Consider the following 25278-nt stretch of genomic DNA (forward strand, 5'->3'; position numbering starts at 1 on the left):
CCCTCTTTTCGGGGATCGTGAAAGTGGTTTCACTCACATTTACGGGATCCCAATTCCCCTTATGAGAAGGCATATGCTCGAACTTAATACAGCATCCATACTGACTGCATACTTTACTCTAAGCGAACCAAGCGCGGGATCATAGGATGCATTTAAAACCGTCCAAGAGCATTACACCCTATCCCCTGATGACGGGGCTGATCCTGCTGGCACAGTGGAGCCTGCTCCCTGCCGATCACCCCTTCTTGTCGACCCTGGCGCTGCTCGCTTGTACCTTGCTTGCCCTTGCCTATGGCCGCTATCGCCGCCATAAGGCCGATGAGGCGAGACGGGTGGCCCTCATCCAGGCGCTCGAGCAAGGCTCGGCGGAGCCACTTCCCCTCTCACCGGAGCGTCAGGCCCTGCAACAGCTCTTCAATCGCCAGCACCTTGAGCAAGAGCAACTGCGTCTACAACTCAGCGATCTCAAGCACCGCACCGAGAAAGACCCCCTCACCCAGCTCGCCAATCGCCAGCGCTTTCGTCACGATATCACCCATCTGTTGCAGGAAGACCAAGGCACCCGCACCGCCATCCTGGTGCTGATCCGGGCTACGGCACTGGAGAGCCTCAATCGCCAGCGCGGATTTGTGTCCGGCGATACCTACCTCAAAGACGTGGCGACCCTCATTCAACAGGCAGCCCAGCGCTGGCCGGAGCACAGAATTTATCGCATCTCAGGTGCCGACTTCGCCGTGCAGATCCATGCCATCAACAACACCCCCCTGCCCCTGCTCGGCCGGGATCTCAAGCTGGCATTCGATCTCTACCAAAACAGCCAGAAGATAGAGAGCGTGGCGTGCTGCGGTATCACCACCATCTGCAGTGGCCAGCGTATCGAGGCCATATTGGCCAGAGCCGATCTGGCTCTGGCTCGTGCCCAGACCCAGGAGATCAATGGCTGGTCCATTCAGTTGGAGGACGAGTATGAGGAGGGGCTGGGACAGCAGCAGTGGCGCCAGGTGCTCGAGCAGATCTTGCAACAGGAGCGCATTTCGCTCTCCTACCAGCCCATCGAGTTGCTCAATGGCAATCATCCGGCCTATTACAGCCTCTACCCCCAGTTTTATGGGGAAGATGGGGCTGTGCTGGCCTCGGATAGCCTCTTTGCCATGGCCCAGCGTCTGGATCTGCTGATGCGCATGAGCCAGCTGATGATCCTGCACCTGATCCGCGAGCACAGAACCCTGGGGGCGCAGCAGAGTCGCTGGGGCATCAAACTGTCCCCCCATCTGCTCCATAACAGCGCGTTTCTCATCTGGCTGGAGCGTCAACTCAGCATGGAACCCGATATCAGTGCCCATCTGGTCTTCGAGCTTGATGAGGAGCACCTGTCTCGGCAACTGACCGGGGCTCGGCGGCTGTTTGAGCTGCTACGCCGCTGTGGCAGCCGCTCGGCCATCTGCAACTTCGGCCAGGGAATACGCTCCTTCTCTCTTTTCCAGGAGATCAAACCTGACTATCTGAAGCTGGATCCGGCGCTGCTGCTCGATCTGGAGCAGGACAGTACCAATCAGAAATTTGTGCGCATGATAGTGGAAGTGGCTCACCGCATGGGGAGCCAGGTCATCGCCGAAGGGGTCGAACAGTCGAGTCAGAAAAAACTGCTGGCAAGCATGTACGTGGATGGGCTGCAGGGTTACCTCATTGCCCACCCGATGCCCGCGCCGGTCGGCACGGCTCACTGAGTGTGTTTCAAGCGCAACAAGGTGAGAATGACATCGTTGAGCTGACGATAGCGCTCCAGCTCTTTCTGATCGTAGCGCGTCGCCAGCAGGGTGGGATTGTGGCGATGCTTGAGGTAGCGGTTGATCTGCAATCGGTTGAACCCGGCGACCCGGTAGATCTGACCGAGCAAGGCATTGAGTTCCTCGTTGCTCAACCCGGCGCTGGCAAGATAATCTGCCTCGGCGGGGCTGCGCTGCTGACACACGACCTTGGCAAGACGGCCACTCTCCTGCAAATAGCCGAGCCACTGCTCAACATAGAGCGGCTTGCAGCCAGCCAGCAGATTGAAGAAGCCCACGGCATCGCAGCGGCACTCACTCAGTAGCAGAATGGCCAGATTGTTGTCGGTACACATGAAGCTGACCGGGCCACTCTGGCTCCAATCCAGCGCCTGCACCCGGATCTCGCCGCACTCCCCCTCCACTCCCGTCACCTCGAATACAAACATGGTGCTTCCCTTGGCAAAACGTTCATGATGAACCATAGGAGGCAGCGCTGCAAAGGCAAAACGCCCATAAAAAAACCTGCGACGGATCGCAGGTTCAATGCAGGTAAGGTGAGGGGGTCGCTAACCTTCAGGCGTCCAGTTCAACCAGTACCTTGGCCAGCTCGATAGGCTCAAGCTCCTGGCCTTCCAGCTCCGCATTCCAGTTCGGTCCGACCAGGACATCATCTTCGTCCAGATCGCCAATCCAGATATCGAGAAACTCTTCCAGATCGATCAGCTCAGGCTCATAGTCGGCCCACTCATCGACACAATGCAGACGGGCATCCCCTTCTGCAGACCAGAGTGGCATCACATCGGCATCTTCAAATTCGGCTGAGCGGCACACCACCCAATCCTCACCGTAGCGCAAGCCCCACAGCTGACCCGACTCACGGACCTCTTCGATAAACAGTTGGAAATTGGCGTCAAGGTTGTCAGTTAGCTTGCTCATGGTGCTCTCTCTTTCGGGCTGCCGGGGCCAGTACTGGCCAGGTTGGGCAAATGGTGTCCCAAAAGCGCAGCGGACTCAAGTCAAATCCCTAAAAAGGGGGGATCCGGGCCCGATCCCCGCCACTGAGGCCAGGTAACGTGCAGATCCCCCCCTGATGACGCACGACCGGCCAAGGTCCCGCACCATTGAAGATCAGGTGCGGTACTGACTGACCAGCGCACTCAACTCATCGCTCGACTGTGCCAGCGCGCGTGTCGCCTGCTCCGTCTGGCGGTTCTGGGCCTGGGCTTCCCCCGCCTGTTGGGAGATGGAGACCAGGCGGTGATTTATCTCATCGGCCGCCTTGCTCTGCTCGTTGGCGGCATTGGCTATCTGGGCATTCATCTCGGTGATGGTGTCGACCACCCTGGTGATGGCATGGATGGCGCCCCCCGCATCGGTGGCCTGGTCGGCGGTCGCCCGCGACAACTGCTGCAACTGATCAATCCCCCCCGTCACCGTACTCACCCCTGCCTGCAACCGCGATATCATCTGGCGGATCTCGTCGGTCGAACTGTGGGTGCGATTAGCCAACGTTCGCACCTCATCGGCCACCACCGCAAAGCCTCGGCCCTGCTCACCGGCCCGGGCGGCCTCAATGGCTGCGTTGAGCGCCAACAGATTGGTCTGTTCGGCGATGCCACGGATCACATCCAGCACTGAACCTATCTTCAGGGTCTCCTGCTCCAGGTGAGTGACGGCACGCACCGTCTCCTGCATCTCATCGGCCAATCGGGCTATGGTGCCTATGGTCTGCTCCACCACCTGGCAGCCATCACCGGCCAGGCGTTTGGCCTCATCGGCGGCGACCGCCGCCTGGGCCGCATGATCTCCCACCTCGCGACTGCTCACCGTCATCTGCTCCATGGCGCTCGCCACCCGCAGGGTATCCTGCTCCTGGCTGGTCACTATCTGGCTGGTGCGTTCCACCACCTGACCAAGCTGGCTCGCCCCTTGCCGGTTCTGGCTGGCGATCTGCTGGGTGCGTCCGACCAGCAGGGCCATCTGATTGGCAAAGTCATTGAAATTGGTCGAGAGCTGGGCCAACTCGTCACGGCCCTCGGCCGGGAGACGAAATCGCAGATCCCCCTCTCCCCGTGCTATGTTGCCAAGGGCCGTGACCGACTGGGTCAGCGGCGCCACTATGCTGCGCACTATCAGGCTCACCAGGGCGATGAGCAGCAGGGCCAGCACCAGGCCGATGGCGAGCTGGGTCTTCAGCACCCCCTGATATTGGGCCTCGACGTCATCCACATAGACGCCGGTGCCGATGATCCAGTCCCAGGGGGCGAAACGCTTGACGTAAGAGATCTTGCGCACCGGCGCATCGACCCCCGGTTTGGGCCAGTAGTAAGCCTGCTCGCCCCCCTCCGGCTGCTGCTTGACCACATCAACAAAGGCGACGAAGAGCTTGAGTCCCTGCTGATCCTCCACTCCGGAGAGATCCTTGCCGTCCAGCTCGGGCTTCATGGGGTGCATCACCATGGTCGGGTGACTGTCATTGACCCAGAAGTAGTCGTTGTCGCCGTATCGCAGCCCCTTGAGGGCAGCCAGGGCCTGAGCTTTCGCCTGGGCCTCATCGAGCTTGCCGCTGCGCACCTGCGCCTCGAAGCTCGCCACCAGGGTGTAAGCGGTTTCAACCTGAGCCCGGGTCTGGCGACTCTTCTCCGCCATCAGGCCATCAAAATAGAGGTGCAGGCTGCTGGCGAGCAGCAACGCCAGGATCAACAATACGCTCAGGGTCACCAGCAACAAGCGCCAGCCTATGGTCCATCGTCTCAACATTCCTTCATCCTTGCCCTGAAAACACATGATGACCAAGGTATGACGGCTCCGTTGACGCTGTCTATTCATGAGCCAAATGGGGCACCAAAAACATGATCCAGACCAGAGAATGCAAAAAGGCGCCCGCAGGCGCCTAAAGTTTTCCACAACGCAGGATCAACGCTCCCAGTACACCTCTTCCAGACTGTCTTCTTTCTCGGGCAAGCCCCGGGACAGGCGCGGGCTGCTCTGGGCCAGCACCTCGTAGCTCACCCGGTTGGCGTACTTGCACACCTGGGCCAGGGAGGAATAGGTCAGAAACTCGGAGGCATGCTTGGCGGAGTTGGGCACATTCATGCGGTGGTAGGCGTTGGCCACCATGTCGTGCAACACGGCAGACAGGGCACCGTCACCGGCACCGTTGGTGTTCTTGATCTTCTCCGGACCGCCCATGTAGGGGGAGATATGGGAGTAGATCCGTGCCGGATTGCGGCAACTGTTCCGAGCCATGGGACGACTGAACTCATACATGTTGAACTCGGGGATCTGGCCCGGCAGCAGGGTATGGGTGGTCTCGCGCTTATGGTCCTCGTCGGTGTAGCTCGCCATGTAGAGGCCGATAGGGCCCGCGGTGCAGAGCACCATGTCGGCCCAATCCAGCGCCTTGTCGGCAGCCATCAGCGGATCGGAGAAACCGGTCAGCGCCTCCCCCTCATCTTCGTTCATGGCGAGCACGGTCACGTTCTCGGCAATAAAGTCACGCCACCACTGGGGGTTTTCATCGATGACGAAGCGGGTGCCCAGGGTCAGCACCACAGGCACATTGGACTCTCGGGCATAACGCACGGCGGCCATGGCGGCCTCTTTCATCGGCGTGCCATCTTCGCCACGCACCAGATAGGCGGTGATCACCAGGGCTGAAGCCCCCTTGATCACCTCCTCCGGGATGTGGGCCACGTCCAGGTGATCCATCTTGCCGGCATTGATGCCAAAGCTACGCTCGCCGCATTCGGTAATGAAGGTGAAGCAGCGCCCGACCGGGCCACTGACCGGCTGCAGGTAATCAAGATTGACCCGCGACGAGGTGTTGCACAGATAACGGTAGGCGTAGCTGCCGATGCGGATGTCCTGGCTCATGACGCCAAGCAGGATAGAGTGGGAATCGGCCAGCACCGAGTAGTTGTGCATGGTATTGCCTATGGTGCCGCCGGCGAATTCGCTCACCACCATGTTGTTGGTCTTGAGTTCCTCATAGACGCGCTCGGCCACATCGTCGCTGATCACCACTGAGTGACCCTTGCTCAGGCCGTAGCGGGTCAGAAAGGCCTCATCAACATGGGCTTCAATGTCCACCAGGGTCTGATCTATCCCCACCACATAAGCCTGACCCAGCTCGGTCATCTGCGGATTCTGGGTGATGAGGGGATCGCGCCTGTCGACCGGAAAATAGTGTTTTGACTTGCGCTGACCGGGAAATTTCATGGCTGTGGCCTTGACTCTGGGATGAACGAGGGGCGGGATTTTAACACAATCCGAAGCGGCGAATAGACGCACATTTAAAATATGAAGTCAGTATAGACAAGGCTTGCAGGGCGAAAACGTTTGCCATGCAGACCTGAAAAACCACCCGGCCATGGGGTGGTCATTAACAATCCGGCCCGTGCGCTGGGCTAACCGACAGTCTCTGTCGGCCGCCAGGAGAAAATGGCTGGCGTCAGGACTAGCGCGCCGAGATCCCCGCCTGCAAGGCCAGCAGACTCAGCAGCGCCAGCGACCCCCAGAACAGCAGCGTGCCGAAGAGTCGTGCCGGATTGGGCGCCTTGGGCTGCTGAATGCCGATGGCATGCAGTATCCGTCCGAGCAGCAGCATGCCCCCGCCCAGATGCAGCCAGAGCGGCGCCGAGCCCGCCAATTCACACAGCGCCAGCAGTAACAGCGTCAGTGGCACGTACTCGGCAAAGTTGCCGTGGGCACGAATGGCCGCCAGCATTTGCGGGGCCTCCCCTTCTCCTATCATCACTTTGAACTGGGTACGGCGCTTGACGACCCAGACGGAGAGCAGCAGAAACAGCAAGCCGAGCAGGCCGGCGTAGGTCAGGGTGATGGGTAACAGCATGGGCGTGTTCCTCTGGCGTGGATCGGGTATCAGGATGTGAAAACAGCCAGGCTCTGCCCCTGAATATCAGGGCAGCGCCTGGCCCACTCAGGCCAGCTCGCGGCAGATCAGCGACACCATCATGCGGATGTGGGCCTGATCGCTGTTGAGGGCCGGGATATAGTGAAACTGCTCCCCCCCCGCCTCAAGGAAGATGGCGCGGTTCTCGACCTGGATCTCTTCCAGGGTTTCGAGGCAGTCGGCGGAGAAGGCCGGGCAGATCACATCGAGTCGCTTGACCCCCTGCTCGGCGAGCTGGGCTATGGTGACGTCAGTGTAAGGCTTGAGCCACTCCTGCTTGCCAAAGCGCGACTGGAAGCTGGCGCTCCACTGCTCAGGCGCAAGACCCAGCGCCTCGGCCAGCAGGGTCGCGGTGCGGCGGCACTGGTGACCATAAGGGTCTCCCTCATCTTCACAGCGCTGGGGGATGCCGTGGAAAGAGATCAACAAGTGCTCACCCTGGCCCTGCTGCTCCCACTGGCGGCGCACGCTCATGGCCAGCGCCTGAATGTATTCCGGGTGGTTGTGATAGTCGCGGATGAGGCGCATCACCGGCAAGTGACGCTCGCCCCTCATCACCTTGGCCCAGCCATCAAACACGGCCGCCGTGGTGCTGGCGCTATATTGGGGGTAAAGCGGCAGCAATATCACCCGGTTGACCCCTTGCTCCTTGAGCGCCTGCCAGCCGTCGCTCAGGGAAGGCTTGCCATAGGTCATCGCCAATACCACGGGCACATCGACGCCTTCGCGCTTGAGCTCTTGTTCAAGGGCCGCGCGCTGACGCTGACTGATGGCCATCAAGGGCGAGCCCTGCTCGGTCCAGATCTGCTGGTAGAGCTTGGCCACCCTGGGGGCGCGAATGGGTAAAATGGCGAGATTGAGCAGGGGCGACCACAGCAGGCGCGGCAGTTCTACCACCCGAGGGTCTTGTAAAAATTGGCGGAGAAAAGCCCTGACGCCGGCGGGGGTCGGAGCGGCTGGGGTGCCCAGATTGACAAGCAGGATCCCGGTTTTGGTGGTCACGTTTGCTTCCTGTCACATGCAAAGAGGGCCCAGTATGGGCCCTATTTATATGGCAATGATCCCGATGGCGGGATCAGGCCAGAATGGCGGCCAGCTGCTGGCTCACCTGATCAACGGGCTGAGTGCCGTCGATCTTGACGTAACGGGTGTGGCCGGCTTCGGCCTCTTTGCCGTAGAAACCGATCAGCGGCGCAGTCTGCTGATGGTACACATCCAGACGCTTGCGCACCGTGGTCTCTTCGTCATCGGCACGGATCACCAGATCCTCGCCGGTCACGTCATCCTTGCCTTCCACTTTCGGCGGGTTGAACACCACGTGGTAGGTACGGCCGGAGCCGGAGTGCACACGACGGCCGCTCATGCGCTTGACGATCTCTTCGTCCGGCACGGCGAATTCGAGCACGAAATCAACAACGACGCCGGCATCCTTCATGGCTTGTGCCTGAGGAATGGTGCGGGGGAAGCCGTCCAGCAGGAAACCGTTGGCGCAATCAGCCTGAGCAATACGCTCCTTGACCAGACCGATGATGATGTCGTCGGAGACGAGCTGACCTGCATCCATCACAGCCTTGGCCTTGAGGCCCAACTCGGTGCCCGCCTTGATCGCGGCACGCAGCATGTCGCCGGTGGAGATCTGGGGAATACCGTGTTTTTCCATGATGAACTGAGCCTGGGTGCCTTTACCGGCACCCGGAGCCCCCAACAGAACAATGCGCATACACGCTCCTATTGATTGGTTATTCAAATCTTGAGAAGGCAAAAAACTACACGGTTTCCCGCTTTTTAACAAGCAAACCGCGAGCGAGTGCCGATTTTACCACCAGTATCCCCACACTCCCCTTAGGGTGAGGAGAGGCAGATGGAAACCGGAAGTGAGTGAAAATGCAGCAGCTGTCGTAGCTGTCCGGCACGACAGCTGCCAAGGGATCGGCAAAAAAGAGGCCCACTCGCCAGAGTGGGCCAACTCATCAGGACTGAAGCAACAGCCGGTTGATACGGGAGACGAAGCTGGCCGGATCATTGAGGCCGCCCTGCTCCGCCAGCTGGGCCTGTTCGTGCAGCAGGCTGACCCACTCGCCGAACAGGTTGTCATCGGTGATGGCGCCCAGCTTCTTCACCAGCGCATGGTCGGGGTTGAGCTCCAGGATGTACTTCTGCTCCGGTACCGGCTGGCCGGCGGCGCGCATCAGCTTGATCATCTGGGTGCTCATGCCGCTGTCATCGGTGACGATGCAAGAGGGTGAGTCGGTCAGCCGATGGGTGACCCGTACCTCTTTCACCGCCTCGCCGAGGCTGCTCTTGACGCGCTCAACCAGACCGGCGTTGGCCTTTTCGGCCTCCTCTTGCGCCTGCTTGGATGCCTCATCTTCCAGATCCCCCAAGTCCAGCTCGCCACGAGTGACGGAGACCAGCTGCTTGCCATCGAACTCGTCGAGGTGGCTCATCAGCCACTCGTCGACCCGCTCCCACATCAGCAGCACTTCGACACCCTTCTTGCGGAAGATCTCGAGGTGCGGGCTGTTCTTGGCAGCGGCGAAGCTGTCGGCGGTGATGTAGTAAATCTTCTGCTGGCCTTCCTTCATGCGGCCAACATACTCTTCCAGGGAGACGGTCTGGGCTTCGCCCTCGCCGGCCGTGCTGGCGAAGCGCAACAGCTTGGCGATCTCTTCCCGGTTGGCATAATCCTCGGCAGGCCCCTCTTTCAAGACGTTACCGAACTCGCTCCAGAACTTGGCGTACTTCTCGCCGTCGTCCTTGGCCAATTTGTTCAGCATGGTCAGGACGCGCTTGGAGCAAGCCTTGCGCAAGGAGGCGGTGACCTTGTTGTCCTGCAAAATTTCACGGCTGACGTTGAGCGGCAGATCGTTGGAATCCAGCACCCCTTTAACGAAGCGCAGGTAGGTCGGCATAAACTGCTCGGCGTCGTCCATGATGAAGACGCGCTGCACGTAGAGCTTCAGGCCATGCTTCTGCTCGCGGTTGTAAAGATCGAAGGGTGCGCGGGCCGGGATGTAGAGCAGGCTGGTGTACTCCTGGCTGCCTTCCACCCGGTTGTGACCCCACAGCAGCGGATCTTCGAAGTCATGGGCGACGTGCTTGTAGAACTCCTGATACTCCTCGTCCTTGATCTCTTTCGGATTGCGAGTCCAGAGTGCGGTGGCGCGGTTGACCTGCTCCCACTCGCCAGTAGTACCCGCATCGGAGCCGACGATGGTCTCGCCGTCCTCTTCGCTGTCCGGGGTGCCCTCCTTGTACATCTCCACCGGCACCGAGATGTGGTCGGAATACTTGGCGACCACGGCGCGCAGGCGCCAGTCGTCGAGGAACTCCTCTTCCTCGGCACGCAGGTGCAGGATGACGTCGGTGCCGCGACCGGCTTTGGTCACGTCGGCGACGGTGAAGGAGCCTTCACCTTCCGATTCCCACTGCACGCCCTGGCTCGGCTCGGTGCCGGCGGCGCGGGAGATCACTGTCACCTTGTCGGCGACGATGAAGGCGGAGTAGAAGCCCACCCCGAACTGACCGATCAGCTGGGAGTCCTTGCCCTGATCGCCGGAGAGGTGCTTGAAGAAATCGGCGGTGCCGGACTTGGCAATGGTGCCCAGGTGTTCAATCACCTGGTCACGGGTCATGCCGATGCCGTTATCCGAGATGGTCAGGGTCTTGTTCTCTTTGTCCACCACCAGACGCACGCGCAGCTGGCCGTCGTTTTCGAACAAAGAGGCATCGGAAAGCGCCTTGAAGCGCAGCTTGTCCGCCGCATCGGAGGCGTTGGAGATAAGCTCGCGCAGGAACACTTCTTTGTTGGAGTAGAGGCTGTGAGCCATCAGGCTCAGCAGTTGTTTGACTTCGGTTTGAAAGCCGTGGGTTTCGGCATGAACACTTTGGGTCATCGACCAGTCCTCAAAACATCGGTTGAACGGTTACCCAACCTAGATGGGGCTGGCCTTGCAAATATCAAGGGGCGAGTGTGCAATCTTGCTCACTCGCCCCTGGTCGTGGCGGTCACATTGTCGGGTGTCGGCGCGGGTGAGCGCCAAGACCCGGGTCGCGCCGAGGTGCTACTTCAGGCGCTGGCGCCCCATCAGGGAGTGGGAAAGCGTGGTGCCATCCACCAATTCGAGCTCGCCGCCCACCGGCACGCCGTGGGCGATGCGGCTCACCTCGACCCCGGCGCTGCGCGCCATGTCGGCGATGTACCAGGCTGTGGCATCGCCCTCTATGGTGGGGTTGGTGGCGAGGATAAGCTCGCTGATGGACTCATCCTTCAGGCGGCGCTCCAGGATCTCCAGCCCCAGCTCTTCCGGGCCTATGCCATCGAGGGGGGAGAGATGCCCCATCAAGACAAAGTAGCGACCGGAGAACTGGCCGGTGTGTTCGATGGCGGCCACGTCCGCCGGACTCTCCACCACGCACAGCAGACCACTCTCGGCCCGTTTGGGGCTCTGACAAATCTCGCAGCGCTCCTGCTCGGTAAAGGTGCGGCACTGGCTGCAATGACCAATCTCGGTCAGGGCGCGGGTCAACAGCTGGGCCAGACGCAGGCCACCGCTGCGCTCGCGTTCGAGCAAGGTAAAAGCCATGCGCTGAGCAGACTTGGGGCCGACCCCGGGCAGAACCTGCAAGGCCTTCATCATGTCGTCCAGCAGGGGACTGAATTTCATCTCGCACTCCTCAAGGCGTTTCCTGGCGCAGGACTATACCCGAGGCGGGGACGGGCGTCAGCCCATGAGTGAGACAGCATGTGGTTGATGGGCAAGGTAGCGTTGGCAGAAGGCACGAAAATCGGCAGCGGGCATCGGCTTGGCGTAGAAGAACCCCTGGATCTCATCGACGCCGAGATCGTAGACCACCGCCAGCTCAGCCGCCGTCTCCACCCCTTCGGCCACCACGGGCACCGCCAGCTTGTGGGCCAGATCCGTGATGCTGCTGACGAACAGCTGTTGGCGGGCGTGGCTGTCGATATCGCATATGAAGGACTTGTCTATCTTGATCTTGTTGAAGTTGAGCTCTTTGAGGTAGGCAAAGGAGGACCAGCCGGTGCCAAAATCATCGAGGGCAATGCGCACCGTCAGCTGCTGCAAAGCGGTCAGAATACGCTGGCTGAGCTCGAGATCGTCCAGGGCTATGGTTTCGGTCAACTCCAAAATCAACTGATCGGCACACAGTGGACTCGTCAGCAGCATGCGCGCCACCCGCGAGGGCAACTCCTCATTGAACATGGAGCTGGAAAGGTTGATGGAGATCTCCAGCTTCATCATCTTGCTGGGCGGCAGTGGTGCCAAGTCCTGGCTGACCTGATTGAAGATCCAGTCGCCGAGGCGCTCTCCCAGGCCATTGTCTTCGGCCAAGCTGATGATATCCGGCGGGCTGATGAAGCCGTATTGAGGATGTTGCCAGCGAAGCAGGGCCTCGGCGCCGAGCAGGTGACGCCCCTCCCGCTTGATGATGGGTTGATAGTAGAGACTGAGTTGATCACTCCCATCCCCATCCAGATGATCACGCAACTCGGCCGCGAGTTGACGGCTGCGCTCATAACGGCTCAGCATGGCCTGATTGAACAGCTGGCTGCGGACTCCTTGCTGGCGGGCATTGTCCAGCGCAATGTCGGCAAACAGCATGATCTCTTCAACCTGGTGGCTGGCAGTCAGGCCCTGGCTGATCCCCATGCTCACCTTGACTCTGTGGGCCGGATCGGCCTGAAACACCAGTTGCTGCAGGTGAGCCAGCAGGCGATCCGGGTAATCCGGCTCCTGTTCACCGAAGTACGACAGGGCAAACTCATCACCGCCAATACGCGCCACGAAGGCCCTGCCTGCGACGAACTCCTCGATGGCCCGGGCCACCGTCATCAGCAGGGCATCCCCCGCCGCATAACCCAGGCTGTCATTGACCTCCTTGAAGTGATTGAGTTCGAGCAGGCAGAGCGTCAGCGGGCGCTGCTGATTGACATCGCGTCGCGCAGCCTGCTCCAGCTCCCGGATAAAGGCGGCGCGATTGGGCAATCGAGTAAGAGGATCGTTCCAGGCCAGGAATTGATGGCGGCGGGTTTCCCGGAAAAGCATGTAGAGCATCACCAGGCCCACCAGCAACAGGCCACTCAGCAACCAGAAATTGCTCTGTTTGGATTGCAATAATGAGACTCGCTGACGAATGGCGCTCGGGCCGGTGAAGTTCTCCACCATGAGGCCGCGAATGTCCGGCATCATCTCCTTGAGTCCCAGTGCCAGCTTATCAAGGCCCGCAGACCCCGGATGGGGATCCAGCACATCCTGCTCATGGGCCTTGATCAGCGTGAAGATGCGTCCCACCTTGCTTTGTGCGTCAAAGTGCTGGCGGATGATACTCGATTCGTCCCCATTGAGAAAAATCTCCAGCCGATTCCAGGCCAGATCGTAACGCTTGTTCAGCTCGCGCTCATCCAGATCCCCGCTCTGATAGAGGATTACCCCCTCCTGGAAGCTCTGCATTTCAAACTCCAGCTGGGCCAACGACCAGGCAGAGAGCTGGGTGTAGCGCACCAGCAGGGTGAAGGCGCGATCATTGCTCCAGGCCGACCAGATAGTGACCCCGAGAAAGGCCACCAGGATCAGGGCCAGGGAGGCGAACTTGCCGCGCACCATGCTATTGGGTCTCGCGCTGAGTCATTTGCCGCCCTCTCTGACGATGGCTCGGGTGCTTGCCAGGCACTGGGCAAGCGCTGCGGGCCTTGAGCAAGAGGTGCCCATCGCCCTCCTTGCCCCGCGTCGCGAGGGGCCCGCCCCCGGTGTTCATCTGAGGCAGTCTTGCCAAGGCCCTGGCCAAACACTGCACCGCGACCGCGCGGCCGCACTCGTCACTGAGCATGATGCTCATCTCCTGCTCCTGGTGCCCCTGGCTCGCTCCTTGCCTGCGGCCGTGTCCCGCCCACAGCCCCCCTGCGTGCGACTCTGCTCATCATGCGGTTTCCTCCGATCATGCGGTTTCCTCCGAGCCTGAACACACCCTATCGATTTGATATTTCAACTTATAGTAAACCATAGTCGAATGGCAATCAGCGTCTCGAATGAGAGAGAACGGCGACCAATAATGCAGCAGACGCCCTCCCCTTGCCCCGCCAGCGTTGCAGTGGGTTCCCCATCTGTGCCAGCATTGGCGGCCCAAGGCCTCAGGGGCCATATTTCACCGTGCAGCACCAGTAGAGACCCATGACACAGCCAACATTTTACTTCCACGATTACGAGACATTCGGGATAAGCCCGGCCCGGGATCGACCGGCGCAATTTGCCGGGGTGCGCACCGATGCGGATTTCAATCTGATTGGCGATCCCCTGGTCATCTACTGCAAGCCGCCAGCCGATTACCTGCCAAGCCCGGAAGCCTGCCTCATCACGGGGATCACGCCGCAAAAGGCGATGAAAGATGGCCTGTGCGAGGCGGACTTCATCGCCCAGATCCACGCCGAATTCGCCAAGCCGGACACCTGCATTCTCGGCTACAACAGCATCCGTTTCGATGACGAGGTGACGCGCTACACCCTGTATCGCAACTTCTATGACCCTTACGCCTATGCCTGGCAAAACGGCAACTCTCGCTGGGACATCCTCGACATGCTGCGCGCCTGCTACGCGCTGCGGCCAGAAGGGATTGAGTGGGCCTTCGATGAGGAGGGCAAACCGAGTTTTCGCCTGGAGAAGCTGACCGAAGCCAATGGCATCAGCCATGCCAATGCTCACGATGCCCTTTCGGATGTACTGGCCACCATCGCCATGACCAAGAAGGTGAAGGAGGCGCAGCCCAAGCTGTTCGATTACCTGTTTGCCCTGCGCAACAAGAACAAGGTGAAGGCGCTCCTCGATCTGGTCACCATGAAACCCCTGGTGCACGTCTCTGGCATGTTTTCCCCCTGGCAGGGCTGCGTGAGCTGGGTATCCCCCCTGGCGTGGCATCCCCATAACCAGAACGCCGTCATCATGGTCGATTTGACCCGGGATCCCACCCCGCTCATCACACTCAGCAGCGAGGAGATCCGCGAACGGCTCTATACCCGCAAGGATGAGCTGGGAGAGTTGGCAGGCATTCCGGTCAAGCTGGTGCACATCAACAAGTGCCCGGTGCTGGCCCCCGCGGCCACCCTGACCCCGGAGCGGGCCGACGCACTGGGGATTGACAGGGAACAGTGCCGCAAGAGCCTTGACCTGCTGCGTGCTCACCCACAAGTGCGCGAGAAGCTGGTCGAGGTCTTCAATCAGGAGTTTGAAGGGAGCCGCGACCACGACCCCGACACCCAGCTCTACGCCGGTTTCTTCGGCCAGGGTGACAAAGCGGCCATGGACATGGTGCGCGCCACGGCCCCGGAGCTGCTTGGGGAACGGGAGTTTGCCTTCAGCGACAAGCGCCTGCCTGAGTTGTTGTTCCGCTATCGCGCCCGTAACTGGCCACAGACCCTGAGCGAGCCTGAACTCAAACGCTGGCGCCAGCATTGCAGCGACTATTTTGAATCCCAATTGCCGGACTATCTGCCCAGGCTAGAGGCGCTGGCGGAGCAGAATCAGAGTAACGAACGGAACTTTGTCATCCTGAAGTCCCTCTACCATTACCTTGAAAATCTGTAACTTGTGACTAGTTTCACAGTTAAAGCCCTGTCGCCCAGCCCTGCTCACGCCATAATGGCAACAGGCCTTGATGACAGGGCAACCAGATCCAGCCAGAGGGATACCCCATAACAAGATGCGCGCTAACCTGCTTACTGCCAGCCTGTTTGGCCTGACACTGCTGACGCCCACCGTCTTCGCTGCCCCTCGCTTCGAGGTGCCCGAATACTTGTTGCAGCTGCCACGCCAGAGCTATCAGTTGATACAGCAGAGTTTCAGCTCCCTCTACCAGCAGACCAACTTCACGCCCTCCATCACCAACAGTTACTTCAACTATTCGGATCTCTACAAGTTTGTCGGGGTGCCCCTGGCCATCACCCCCCAGGCCGGTTTTCAGCTGGAAGTGTTTGGCCAGCTCTATAACCTCGCCTCTCAAAGTTATGTGCACATGAGCCAGGACATGTCTCTCTATCGCATGCTGCGGGCAGATATGATAGGCAACCCGAACGATCAGATGGCCGTTGGCATGGGTCTGGGTGTCCCGCTCAGCCCCATGCTCACCGTCAAGGCCCTGGCCTCCACCAATCAGATCCCCGGTTACGGTCAAGCCAACTACGCCCTCGGCATCGAGTGGCGCTACTGAGTCGAATACCGCTCAACAATCAGGCTCCCACGGGAGCCTGATGTCATCCTGGCGCGGGTTCAGGTGTAGCGGATCACTCTCCCCTGACCGGCCTCCAGAATAAGCCACTCATCCACCCCGCTCGCTTGCCAGAAATCCACGCCCCCTGCCGGCACAGTCACCCTCTCTGGCTTATCGCGCCAGTTGAACAGACAGAGCAACCTGCCTCCCCCGGGCAGGTCAACCCAGCCGCGGCGAAATGCCATGGTGTCGAAGCAAGCGCCGGGGGCGCGCATCGCGCTCAGCGCCAACAGTTTTTGCAGGGCTGCCGCTTGTTGCTGGTCAAGATCCTGTAACCGGTCGCCAGCCAGCACCAAGCCACCGCTGGCCACCAGGGCCGCCAGGTGGAATTCATAGTCATGGGGCTTTGCCTGCTGACTCGGCAGATCCCGCAGACAGACGCAGTCGGGATCCAGTGCCCACAACCTGTCATTTTGCCAGCCACGGCAGAAGCTCTCCCTGGCTATCTGGCGAAAACGGTGACCACTGCGCTCCACGTCATCGCCCACCCGCATACCATGCACCAGCCCCAGGCTCGGCCACAGCGGCGCATTGCAGCCAAGCAGGAAGGCTCCCTCCCCGGCACCCGCCAGTATGGCCGTCATGCCACGGCGATAGGCCTGGATGCGGGTCGCGGCCTGGTCAAAGAAACGGCCGCCATGAATGGCACCCCAGAAGTTGGCATCCAGCTTGAAGTACTGGATCCCCCACTGCTCGCGCAGGGTGCGAAAGAGGTGCTGGAGATGAGCCTGTACCTCGGGATGAGTGCCATCGAGTACATACCAGGGGGTACAACGCCAGCCGCCATAGGTCACCCGCTCGGCAGGGAGCGGTCGCCCATCGTCTCCTTGCACGAACCACTCAGGGTGCTCTTGAAACACCCGGGAGCCTGGCTCGGCGATAAAAGGGGCGACCCAGAGCGCCGGCTCACAGCCGCTGGCGCGGATCTCTGCCGCCAAGGTGGCAACCCCTTGTTCGAACTTGGCAGAAGGTATCAGCCAGTCTCCCATCCGGGCCTGATAGCCGTCGTCGATCTGCACGTATTTCAACGCAGGGAAGCGCGCGCCCCGCACCGCCAGGTTCTCGCGGATGTCCTCGGCACCCACCTCGCTGTAGTAGTGATACCAGGAGCACCAACCCGTTGGCCGCGCCTGCATCGGCGAAACCAGGGTGCCATGCTCGGCGCAGATCCTGTCGGCCAGCTCCACCAGCAGCCGTTCGCGATCCGGCCCCGTCAGGCAGAGCAGCCCCTCACTCTGCCAATGCTGGCCGGGCCCCAGCGCCCGCCCCTCGGCCCGCATCAAGATCTGCAGGCGACCGTCGGGGTAGAGGCGAAATTCGCCACCAAATTGCATGCAGCTGGTAAAGGCCAGCAGCAGCCACCCCTCGGGATGGGCAACCAGCAAGAGATTGTGAATGGTGTGAAAGCCGTCATCCTGGGTGATGCGATAGACATCGGCATCCGGGCAGCGCCCCACCGGCTCGGGCGACTGCCAGCGACCCATCGTCTGGGCCAGCATCTGGAACCCCTCACCATAGATGGCCGCATCCAGCGAGATGCCGAGCGAGCCATCAAACAACAACCACTCATCGACTGCCGCAGGCTCAGGCCCCAGGTTATCCAGCCGTACCCGGCACAGGGGCCCCTCCCACTGCCGGGTCTGCAGCATGCTGCCGGATTGGGCCAGATCCGCGGGCAGCGCCCGTAACCGGGCGAGGAGTGATGATGACATGGCGGTTTCCTTGGATAAGTGCAGGGAGTGGCACTCATGGTGCTGCGCCAAAGGTCGTTCAGCATGCGCGGCGTGAGAGCCCAACCCTGCTTGTACCATAAGTGGGTCAGTTGGCCCTGTCCTGCGGCCCCTGCACTCTGCTAAACTGCGACCTCGCTCACAGCTATCCAATGAGGCTCAAGTGCTAGCCCAACGCGCCTTGATCTACCTTCGCGACTTCATGGTCATCATCGCCTGCCTGCTGACAGGCAAAGCCCTGGCGGCCCTGCTGCCCTTCGCCTTCCCCGGCAGCATACTGGGGCTGCTGATCCTGTTCGTGCTGCTCTCCCTGCAAATCGTCAAACTAGGCTGGGTCGAGCAGGGTGCCGGCCTGCTGCTGCGTCATATGGGCGTCCTGTTCGTGCCCGTGGCCGTCGGTCTGGTCGCCTGGCTAGCGCCACTGAGTCAGTCCATCGAACTTATCTTGCTGTGCGTCGTGGTTGGCATCGTGCTGATCCTGGCCGTGGTGGGACGCCTCTATCAGCACATGAATCGACAGATGAATCAAAAAATCAAACAGGGGGTGGACTCATGATCTGGCTGGCCCTGCCCCTGACCCTCGCGCTCTACTTTCTGACCCGGGTCCTCTATCGCCGTCTGCCCTGGCCCATCATCAACCCTGTGCTGATCCCGACCCTGGTGATCATGGGGATCATCCTCGGATTCGACCTCCCCTTCAGCGACTATCAGCAAGGCACCCGCCCCATCACGGCCCTGCTCGAGCCCGCCGTGGTGGCCCTTGCCCTGCCGCTCTATCAACAGGCACGCCAGATCCAGGCCAGGCTCAAGCCCATTCTGATCTGCACCCTGGCCTCGGTCTTGATCTCGGTGTGTACCACCTTAGGGATCGGTTACTGCATGGGGGCAGAGCCGGCCCTGCTGGCGTCGCTGGCCACCAAATCGATCACCACCCCCCTGGCCATGAGCGTCAGCCAATCCTTGGGGGGCATACCGGCCATCGCCGCCGCCGTGGTGGTGGTGGTCGGCATCATAGGTGCCCTCATCGGCTATCCCCTGCTCAAACTGCTGCGCGTTACGGATCCCGAGGCTCAGGGACTCGCCATGGGGGCCTGCGCCCATGCCATCGGCACCGCCGCATCCGCCGAGCAGGGCATTAGCCAGGGTGCCTTCGCCTCCCTCGCCATGGTGATGTGCGGCATTCTGACTGCCGCCGTGGCGCCGCTGCTGTTCGCCCTCTATCACTGGCTGATCCCTTAAATCTGATGGCGGCTTGCCAGGCCGCCATCGCTGTTCCATAACCCCCAATGAGTCGCGGCGGCTCTCCCCCCGTCATTCTGTCCAGACTTGTCTGCCCCACTCTTAGCGCGCTTAGAGGCACGTTAACCCTGGCCGCCGACAAACCACTGGCAAAGCAAACGTTTCCCCTTCCCCGTAACCCTGGCAGCACGAGCAAGCTGTGAGTTAGTTCACACAAATGACCTCAACCACTCCCTACAATGTCCTCCCAATTGGCCCATGAGGACAGATAGATGCATCCCCGCTTTGCCAAGATACTCGACCAGCTGCCGACCTCTCTGAGAGACGCCGTGACCCCCATGCTTGGGGATGACTTTACCGCCAGCTTCAGCCCGGCGCAGATCCAGCAGTTATTAGCAGCCAGCCAGCTGGCCGAGCGCGAGCTGCGCCTGGCCCTGTTGCCGCTGGCCGCCGCCTGTTCGGTGGCTCCCATCTCCCGCTTCTTCGTCGGCGCCATCGCCTGTGGCCTCAGCGGTCACTGGTATCTGGGTGCCAACATGGAGTTTGCAGGGCAAGGGCTGTTCCACTCGGTCCACGCCGAGCAGTCCGCTATCTCCAATGCCTGGTTAGGTGGCGAGACCGGGATCAGCGAGATCACGGTCAACTACACCCCCTGCGGCCACTGCCGCCAGTTCATGAACGAGCTGAGCACCGCCAAGGAGATGAAAGTTTCTCTGCCCGATGCCATCAGCACCCTGCAGGCCTTCCTGCCCCACTCCTTCGGCCCGGCAGATCTCGAGATCAGCGATGCCCTGATGAGCCCCCAGCATCATGATCTGTCCCTCTGCAGTGACGATGCCCTGGTGCTCGCCGCCCTGACCGCCGCCCGCCAGAGTTATGCTCCCTACAGCCAGGGCTACGCCGCCGTCGCACTGGAGTTCAATGACGGACGCATCTTCTGTGGTCGCTATGCCGAGAACGCCGCCTTCAACCCCAGTCTGCCCCCCATGCAGATGGCCTGCGCCCATGCGGTGCTCAATGGCGCCGATCTCGCTGAGGTGCGCCGGGCCGTCCTGGTGGAGAACAGCAAGGGCCAGATCAGCCAGCAAGATGCGGCCAGATCGGTGCTCAAGGCCCTGGGCAAGGTCGAGCTGGAATACCAGGCAGTCTAACCCCCGTCACAACCTGTCAAAAGGGAGCCTGATCCGCTATCAGGCTCCCTTTTTTGGTTCTGCCCCGCAGTATCTGTCAGCATAAAAAAGGGCCCGCTATTGCGGGCCCTTTTCATGTTGTCCGAGGCGGGTGATTACTCTACCGCAGACTCCACATCAGTGAAGTACTCAATCTTGGCGGACTTGCGCAGCCCATCGACCAGAGACTTGTAGCTCGCCTGCGCCTTGCCCTGACCGAGCTGCCCTTGCAGCATGGTCAGCATCTGGGACGCCTCGGCAGGTACGTTGACCTGGTCCAGAGCAACGATGACACGGTCACCATTGGCCTCGGTCACCAGATCCACACTCGGCTTGCCGTCGGTCGGATGGGGCAGACGGAAGGCATCGGCCAGCAGGCTCTGATCCAGATCCTGAGCGAAACGGGCGACACCCTTGTGGGTTTCAGACTTCAAACCCAGCGCCGTCAGTTTGGCACTGATCTCTTCCCCGGCCTTGATCTGCTCGAGCAGACCCTGGGCCTTGCCACGGGCAATCTCGCTCGCCTTGTCGTGGGTGATGGCAGCAACGACCAGATCCTTCACCTCGGCCAGCGGCTTGGCAGCCTTGGGCTGATGACCGGTCACATGCAGCACCAGCGCTTTGCCATCGGCCAGCTCGATCACGTCCGAGTTGGTGTTCTCCTCGCGCAGCTGTTCGGAGAAGGCGGTATTGAGCGCCTTGCCATCATTGAGCGGCGCCGGGGCATCGGCCTGGCTGAAGTAGTCAACCGACTGCACCTTGAGACCCAGGGCATCGGCTGTCATGTCCAGCGAGTCCGGGTTCTCGAAGCTGGTATCGGCCATCTTCTGCTGCAGATTGAAGAACTGCTCCTTCGACTTGTCTGCCTGCAGACGAGCGATGGTGTCGCTCATCACATCGTCAAACGGCTTGGTCTGTGCGGCTTGCACGCCCAGCAGCTTGATGATGTGGAAGCCAAACGGGCTCTTGACCACGGCGGAGAGATCTCCCTCTTTGCCAAGGGCGAAGGCGGCTTGCTCGAAGGCCGGATCCATGACGCCTTTCTCGAACCAATCCAGTTCGCCGCCCTGTTTGGCGGAGAAGGTGTCAGAGGAGTTGGCCTTGGCCAGGGCTGCAAAATCGGCTCCGCCCTTGAGCTCGGTCAGCAAGCCCGCGGCTTTCTGCTCGGCTGCTTTCTCATCCTTGCCAAGGGGGATCAGGATATGAGCCACATGGCGACGCTCGGCACGCTGGAACAAGTCCTGATGCTGATCGTAGTAATCCTTGGCTTCCTGCTCGGTCACCTTGATCTCTTTACTCAAGCTGGCGGCATCGAGCAGCAGATAATCGACCTTGACCTTCTCGTCGCTCATGAAGCGGTTGCTGTTGCTCTTGTAGAACTGTGCCACCTCTTCATCGCTCACCTTGACCTCGCCCAGATACTTGTCGGCGGCCAGGCGCACCAGACGCAGATCCCGGGTCTGGTTATAGAGTTTGTCGAGCTGCTCGGCTTCACTCTTGAGGGCGAATTCAGTGCCCAACAAGGCGCCGACCAGTTGCTGGCGTACCATGTCCTGGCGCAGGGAGTCGCGGAACATCTCGGGCGTCATGTTGGCGCGGCGGATGAGTTGCAGATAGAGGTCGTTATCGAACTTGCCCTCTTTGGCAAATTCCGGCATGGCGACGATGGCCTGCTTGATCTGTTCGTCACTGACTCGCAAACCCAGCTCGTGGGCCTTGGTATCGACCAGCGCCTGATCGATCAAACGATCGAGCACGCTGCGGCGGAACTGTTTCATGTAGTCAGGGTTGGCGGCCAGCTGGCTGAAGGCTTCTCCCATCTGGGATTCCATGCGGGCGCGCTCATTACGATAGGCATTTTCCAGCGCCTGCTGGCTGATTTCAGTCCCGTTGACGATAGCGGGTGCGGTACGAGCAGGGCCATTGAGGTAGCTGCCTACCCCGGCCAAGGCGAAGGAGAGGATGATCAGGCCCAGGATTACCTTGGCGACCGTGCCCTGCGCGCCTTCGCGTAGTTTGTCCAACATCATGTGTGTACTTATGCTCCCGAACTCGATGGGCATGAATAATGAAAAGGCGCACCGATTGCGATGCGCCTTGGTCAATCAGTATGAGGGAGAGCCCTCTAACTTTGTCTGGTCTGCGACCAAGGACGGAGCCGACAGGATCAGCAACCGACTCAGTTTACAGCGTCTTTCAGAGCCTTACCGGCCTTGAAAGCAGGCACTTTGCCTGCAGCGATCTCGATGGTCGCACCAGTTTGCGGGTTGCGGCCAGAACGGGCAGCACGCTCACGAACAGCGAAAGTACCGAAACCAACCAGAGCAACCTGGTCACCCTCTTTCAGGGCTTCGCCTACGGCATCAATGAAAGCATCCAGCGCACGGCCAGCGGCGGCTTTGGAGATATCAGCGCCGTCTGCAATTTTGTCAATCAGTTGAGATTTATTCACTCTTATATTCCCCTTTTATCGAACATCGCTGCGGCAGTGATTTCCCTGGCCACAACAAGTGGAGGTTTTATAGCAAGCCTCCTGGCCAGTTGCAAGTGACAATATGGCGCAAACCCGCGCCACATCACGCATTGCGACTGATCATGAGTACCGGATCGGGGGTCAAGGCTACTGCCGTTATCCGGCGCTTGCAAGCCTTAACCCCCGAGCACGTGCGCCAAGTTTGCGGCGCATCAACTTTTATACGACAGAAACGCGTTCGAAACCCTGTGGATTGTCCTGCAACGCCAGTTCCAACACCTCATCAATCCAGCGAACCGGATAGATTTCAAGATCTTGTTTGACGTTGGCCGGGATCTCTTCCAGGTCTCGTTCGTTATCTTTCGGGATCAGCACCCGCTTGATGCCGCCGCGATGGGCTGCCAGCAGCTTCTCTTTGAGGCCACCGATGGGCAGCACTTCGCCGCGCAGGGTGATCTCCCCCGTCATGGCCACGTCGGCGCGGACCGGGTTGCCGGTCAGGCTGGAAACCAGCGCCGTGCACATGGCGATACCGGCGCTCGGACCATCTTTCGGGGTTGCCCCCTCGGGTACGTGCACATGGATATCGCGCTTCTCGTGGAAGTCGGCGTTGATACGCAACTTCTCGGCGCGAGCCCGCACCACCGTCATGGCGGCCTGGATGGACTCTTGCATCACATCACCCAGGGAACCTGTGTAAGTGAGCTTGCCCTTGCCTGGCACATTGGTGGTTTCGATGGTGAGCAGATCGCCGCCCACTTCGGTCCATGCCAGACCACATACCTGACCAATCTGGTTCTGATCGGCGGCCTTGCCGTAATCGAAACGCTGCACCCCCAGGTACTCCTTGAGGTTGTCCTGATTGACCAGAATATGCTTGATGCTCTTGTCCAGCAGGATGCGTTTGACCGCCTTGCGGCAGATCTTGGAGATCTCGCGCTCCAGGCTACGTACCCCGGCTTCGCGGGTATAGTAGCGAATGACACCGACCAGCGCGGAATCCTCTATGGTGATCTCCGCCGGTTTCAAGCCATTGCGCTGGATCTGCTTGGCCACCAGATGCTGCTTGGCAATGTTGAGCTTCTCATCCTCGGTGTAACCGGACAGACGGATCACTTCCATCCGATCCAGCAAGGGCCCCGGGATGTTCATGGAGTTGGAGGTGGCCACGAACATCACGTCCGACAGGTCATAATCCACTTCCAGATAGTGATCGTTGAAGCTGTTGTTCTGCTCGGGATCCAGCACTTCCAGCAAGGCGGAAGCGGGATCACCGCGCATGTCCGAGCTCATCTTGTCGATTTCATCGAGCAGGAACAGCGGGTTCTTCACGCCGACTTTCGCCATCTTCTGGATGAGCTTGCCGGGCATGGAGCCGATATAGGTGCGACGGTGACCGCGGATCTCGGCCTCGTCTCGCACGCCGCCCAGCGCCATGCGCACATATTTGCGGCCGGTCGCCCTGGCAATGGATTGACCGAGCGAGGTCTTGCCCACACCGGGAGGCCCAACCAGGCAAAGGATGGGACCCTTGAGCTTGTTGACTCTCGCCTGTACCGCCAGATATTCGAGGATGCGATCCTTGACCTTCTCCAGGCCATAATGATCCGCATCCAGCACCTCTTGCGCCTTGCCAAGGTCTTTCTTGACCTTGGAACGGGTACGCCAGGGCACCTGCACCATCCAGTCCACATAACTGCGCACTACGGTGGCTTCGGCCGACATCGGCGACATCATTCTCAGCTTGGCAAGTTCAGCCTGAGCCTTGTCATGGGCATCGGCAGGCATGCCCGCCTCTTCAATCTTGCGACTGAGCGCCTCGAACTCATCCGGCGAGTCTTCCAGCTCACCCAGCTCTTTCTGGATGGCCTTCATCTGCTCGTTCAGATAGTACTCGCGCTGGCTCTTTTCCATCTGCTTCTTGACCCGGGAGCGGATGCGTTTCTCGACCTGCAAGAGGTCAATCTCCGACTCCATCATGGCCATCAGAAACTCGATGCGCTCGGACACAGAGGCGATTTCCAGCACCTTCTGCTTGTCTTCCAGCTTGAGCGGCATGTGGGCCGCCATGGTATCGGCCAGGCGCGCCGCATCGTCGATCGCCGAGATCGAGGTGAGCACCTCGGGCGGGATCTTCTTGTTGAGCTTGATGTAGCCTTCGAACTGACCGATGGCGGAGCGCACCAGCACTTCCTGATCCTGCTCTTCGATAGGTGTGGAAGCGATGTATTCGGCCTCCCCCACGAAGAAGTCCTGATCATCGATCATCTGCTCGAGACGCGCACGCTGGCCGCCTTCGACCAGTACCTTGACGGTACCGTCCGGCAGCTTGAGCATCTGCAATATGTTGGCCACAGTCCCGACCGAGAAGATCTCCTCGACGGTTGGCTCATCGGTTGACGCATCCTTCTGGGCTATGAGCAGGACTTTCTTGTCTTGCTCCATGGCCGCTTCAAGACAGCGAATGGATTTTTCCCGCCCCACGAAGAGTGGAATGACCATGTGGGGGTAAACCACCACGTCACGAAGAGGCAGGACGGGAATCTTGATGCGTTCTGAACGCTCTAGGTTCATATATGTCCTCTCGGCTTGTTATACCGTTGGCAAAGCGCTTGGCTGAGTATATGGGGGCGTAAAGATGAGATTCAATCGCCTTGGCCGTAAAAAGCAAGAAAGGGGCTAAATGCCCCTTTCATCTGATTAA

General features: G+C 60.1%; 20 protein-coding genes. 6 read left to right on the forward strand and 14 right to left on the reverse strand.

The features are described 5' to 3' along the window. Positions 1-146: 146 nt before the first annotated feature. Positions 147-1727, forward strand: coding sequence for an EAL domain-containing protein (locus KYK33_RS11020; RefSeq protein WP_224430523.1), 1581 nt, complete (start codon positions 147-149; stop codon positions 1725-1727). Here KYK33_RS11020 and KYK33_RS11025 read toward each other — a convergent pair. The 10 genes from KYK33_RS11025 to KYK33_RS11070 form a co-directional block, all read right to left on the reverse strand. Beyond that, the gene (locus tag KYK33_RS11025) at positions 1721-2215 is read right to left on the reverse strand and encodes a hypothetical protein (protein WP_224430524.1); all 495 of its coding nucleotides are present in this window, start codon (positions 2213-2215) and stop codon (positions 1721-1723) included. The two genes, KYK33_RS11020 and KYK33_RS11025, sit on opposite strands and share 7 nt — an antisense overlap. 127 nt (positions 2216-2342) lie before the next feature. Beyond that, positions 2343-2705, reverse strand: coding sequence for a DUF2750 domain-containing protein (locus KYK33_RS11030; protein WP_042043146.1), 363 nt, complete (start codon positions 2703-2705; stop codon positions 2343-2345). A gap of 192 nt (positions 2706-2897) precedes the next feature. After that, the gene (locus tag KYK33_RS11035) at positions 2898-4529 is read right to left on the reverse strand and encodes a methyl-accepting chemotaxis protein (RefSeq protein WP_224430525.1); all 1632 of its coding nucleotides are present in this window, start codon (positions 4527-4529) and stop codon (positions 2898-2900) included. A gap of 156 nt (positions 4530-4685) precedes the next feature. Next, positions 4686-5990, reverse strand: a complete 1305-nt coding sequence (locus tag KYK33_RS11040; protein ID WP_042043144.1) for an inosine/guanosine kinase — start codon at positions 5988-5990, stop codon at positions 4686-4688. A 238-nt stretch (positions 5991-6228) separates the two neighbouring features. Next, entirely contained in the window at positions 6229-6621 is a 393-nt protein-coding gene (locus KYK33_RS11045; RefSeq protein ID WP_224432998.1) for an MAPEG family protein, read from the reverse strand. 90 nt (positions 6622-6711) lie between these two features. Continuing rightward, complete coding sequence (gene hemH / locus KYK33_RS11050) at positions 6712-7686, reverse strand: ferrochelatase (protein ID WP_224430526.1); 975 nt, start codon at positions 7684-7686, stop codon at positions 6712-6714. Positions 7687-7759: 73 nt separating this feature from the next. Continuing rightward, a complete protein-coding gene (gene adk, locus KYK33_RS11055) occupies positions 7760-8404 on the reverse strand; it encodes an adenylate kinase (protein WP_042043142.1) in 645 nt (214 codons plus the stop codon). A 250-nt stretch (positions 8405-8654) separates the two neighbouring features. Continuing rightward, a complete protein-coding gene (gene htpG, locus KYK33_RS11060) occupies positions 8655-10580 on the reverse strand; it encodes a molecular chaperone HtpG (RefSeq protein ID WP_224430527.1) in 1926 nt (641 codons plus the stop codon). A gap of 168 nt (positions 10581-10748) precedes the next feature. After that, positions 10749-11351, reverse strand: a complete 603-nt coding sequence (gene recR / locus KYK33_RS11065) for a recombination mediator RecR (RefSeq protein ID WP_042043139.1) — start codon at positions 11349-11351, stop codon at positions 10749-10751. A 57-nt stretch (positions 11352-11408) separates the two neighbouring features. Continuing rightward, entirely contained in the window at positions 11409-13310 is a 1902-nt protein-coding gene (locus KYK33_RS11070; protein WP_224430528.1) for a putative bifunctional diguanylate cyclase/phosphodiesterase, read from the reverse strand. A gap of 564 nt (positions 13311-13874) precedes the next feature. Between KYK33_RS11070 and sbcB the strand changes: the two genes are divergently transcribed. Both sbcB and KYK33_RS11080 read left to right on the forward strand, forming a co-directional pair. Then, positions 13875-15281 carry an exodeoxyribonuclease I gene (sbcB, locus tag KYK33_RS11075; protein ID WP_224430529.1) on the forward strand — a complete coding sequence of 469 codons (1407 nt, stop codon included), beginning with the start codon at positions 13875-13877 and terminating at the stop codon, positions 15279-15281. Between the two features lie 115 nt (positions 15282-15396). After that, complete coding sequence (locus tag KYK33_RS11080) at positions 15397-15903, forward strand: hypothetical protein (RefSeq protein WP_042043135.1); 507 nt, start codon at positions 15397-15399, stop codon at positions 15901-15903. Between the two features lie 59 nt (positions 15904-15962). Here KYK33_RS11080 and KYK33_RS11085 read toward each other — a convergent pair whose 3' ends face one another. Further along, positions 15963-17675 carry a glycoside hydrolase family 36 protein gene (locus tag KYK33_RS11085; protein WP_224430530.1) on the reverse strand — a complete coding sequence of 571 codons (1713 nt, stop codon included), beginning with the start codon at positions 17673-17675 and terminating at the stop codon, positions 15963-15965. A 181-nt stretch (positions 17676-17856) separates the two neighbouring features. Between KYK33_RS11085 and KYK33_RS11090 the strand changes: the two genes are divergently transcribed. The 3 genes from KYK33_RS11090 to cdd all read left to right on the forward strand — a co-directional run bounded on the left by KYK33_RS11090 (position 17857) and on the right by cdd (position 20083). Continuing rightward, positions 17857-18249, forward strand: a complete 393-nt coding sequence (locus tag KYK33_RS11090) for a CidA/LrgA family protein (protein ID WP_042043133.1) — start codon at positions 17857-17859, stop codon at positions 18247-18249. Next, positions 18246-18932, forward strand: a complete 687-nt coding sequence (locus KYK33_RS11095; RefSeq protein WP_224430531.1) for an LrgB family protein — start codon at positions 18246-18248, stop codon at positions 18930-18932. Before KYK33_RS11090 ends, KYK33_RS11095 begins: the two co-directional genes overlap by 4 nt. Before the next feature lie 272 nt (positions 18933-19204). Further along, positions 19205-20083: a cytidine deaminase gene (gene cdd, locus KYK33_RS11100; protein WP_224430532.1), complete on the forward strand. Its 879-nt coding sequence runs from the start codon at positions 19205-19207 to the stop codon at positions 20081-20083. 134 nt (positions 20084-20217) lie between these two features. On the opposite strand, the gene ppiD is transcribed toward cdd, so the two are convergent. The 3 genes from ppiD to lon form a co-directional block, all read right to left on the reverse strand. Beyond that, the gene (gene ppiD, locus KYK33_RS11105; protein ID WP_224430533.1) at positions 20218-22131 is read right to left on the reverse strand and encodes a peptidylprolyl isomerase; all 1914 of its coding nucleotides are present in this window, start codon (positions 22129-22131) and stop codon (positions 20218-20220) included. Between the two features lie 149 nt (positions 22132-22280). Next, positions 22281-22553: a nucleoid-associated protein HU-beta gene (gene hupB / locus KYK33_RS11110; protein WP_005315375.1), complete on the reverse strand. Its 273-nt coding sequence runs from the start codon at positions 22551-22553 to the stop codon at positions 22281-22283. 240 nt (positions 22554-22793) lie between these two features. After that, on the reverse strand, positions 22794-25148 hold the full coding sequence (lon, locus tag KYK33_RS11115; protein WP_042043129.1) for an endopeptidase La: 2355 nt from the start codon (positions 25146-25148) through the stop codon (positions 22794-22796). Positions 25149-25278: the final 130 nt, after the last annotated feature.

The sequence above is a fragment of the Aeromonas rivuli genome (assembly GCF_020149575.1).
Classification (GTDB): Bacteria; Pseudomonadota; Gammaproteobacteria; order Enterobacterales; family Aeromonadaceae; genus Aeromonas; species Aeromonas rivuli.

Excerpts from the sequence above, each read along its gene's own strand:
- cdd (WP_224430532.1), top strand. The coding sequence starts at position 19,205 with ATGCATCCCCGCTTTGCCAAGATACTCGACCAGCTGCCGACCTCTCTG.
- KYK33_RS11080 (WP_042043135.1), top strand. The coding sequence starts at position 15,397 with ATGCGCGCTAACCTGCTTACTGCCAGCCTGTTTGGCCTGACACTGCTG.
- KYK33_RS11095 (WP_224430531.1), top strand. The coding sequence starts at position 18,246 with ATGATCTGGCTGGCCCTGCCCCTGACCCTCGCGCTCTACTTTCTGACC.
- KYK33_RS11030 (WP_042043146.1), bottom strand. The coding sequence starts at position 2,705 with ATGAGCAAGCTAACTGACAACCTTGACGCCAATTTCCAACTGTTTATC.
- KYK33_RS11085 (WP_224430530.1), bottom strand. The coding sequence starts at position 17,675 with ATGTCATCATCACTCCTCGCCCGGTTACGGGCGCTGCCCGCGGATCTG.
- KYK33_RS11070 (WP_224430528.1), bottom strand. The coding sequence starts at position 13,310 with ATGGTGCGCGGCAAGTTCGCCTCCCTGGCCCTGATCCTGGTGGCCTTT.
- KYK33_RS11035 (WP_224430525.1), bottom strand. The coding sequence starts at position 4,529 with ATGTTGAGACGATGGACCATAGGCTGGCGCTTGTTGCTGGTGACCCTG.
- KYK33_RS11020 (WP_224430523.1), top strand. The coding sequence starts at position 147 with ATGCATTTAAAACCGTCCAAGAGCATTACACCCTATCCCCTGATGACG.
- lon (WP_042043129.1), bottom strand. The coding sequence starts at position 25,148 with ATGAACCTAGAGCGTTCAGAACGCATCAAGATTCCCGTCCTGCCTCTT.
- KYK33_RS11040 (WP_042043144.1), bottom strand. The coding sequence starts at position 5,990 with ATGAAATTTCCCGGTCAGCGCAAGTCAAAACACTATTTTCCGGTCGAC.
- adk (WP_042043142.1), bottom strand. The coding sequence starts at position 8,404 with ATGCGCATTGTTCTGTTGGGGGCTCCGGGTGCCGGTAAAGGCACCCAG.
- KYK33_RS11025 (WP_224430524.1), bottom strand. The coding sequence starts at position 2,215 with ATGTTTGTATTCGAGGTGACGGGAGTGGAGGGGGAGTGCGGCGAGATC.
- recR (WP_042043139.1), bottom strand. The coding sequence starts at position 11,351 with ATGAAATTCAGTCCCCTGCTGGACGACATGATGAAGGCCTTGCAGGTT.
- htpG (WP_224430527.1), bottom strand. The coding sequence starts at position 10,580 with ATGACCCAAAGTGTTCATGCCGAAACCCACGGCTTTCAAACCGAAGTC.
- sbcB (WP_224430529.1), top strand. The coding sequence starts at position 13,875 with ATGACACAGCCAACATTTTACTTCCACGATTACGAGACATTCGGGATA.
- ppiD (WP_224430533.1), bottom strand. The coding sequence starts at position 22,131 with ATGATGTTGGACAAACTACGCGAAGGCGCGCAGGGCACGGTCGCCAAG.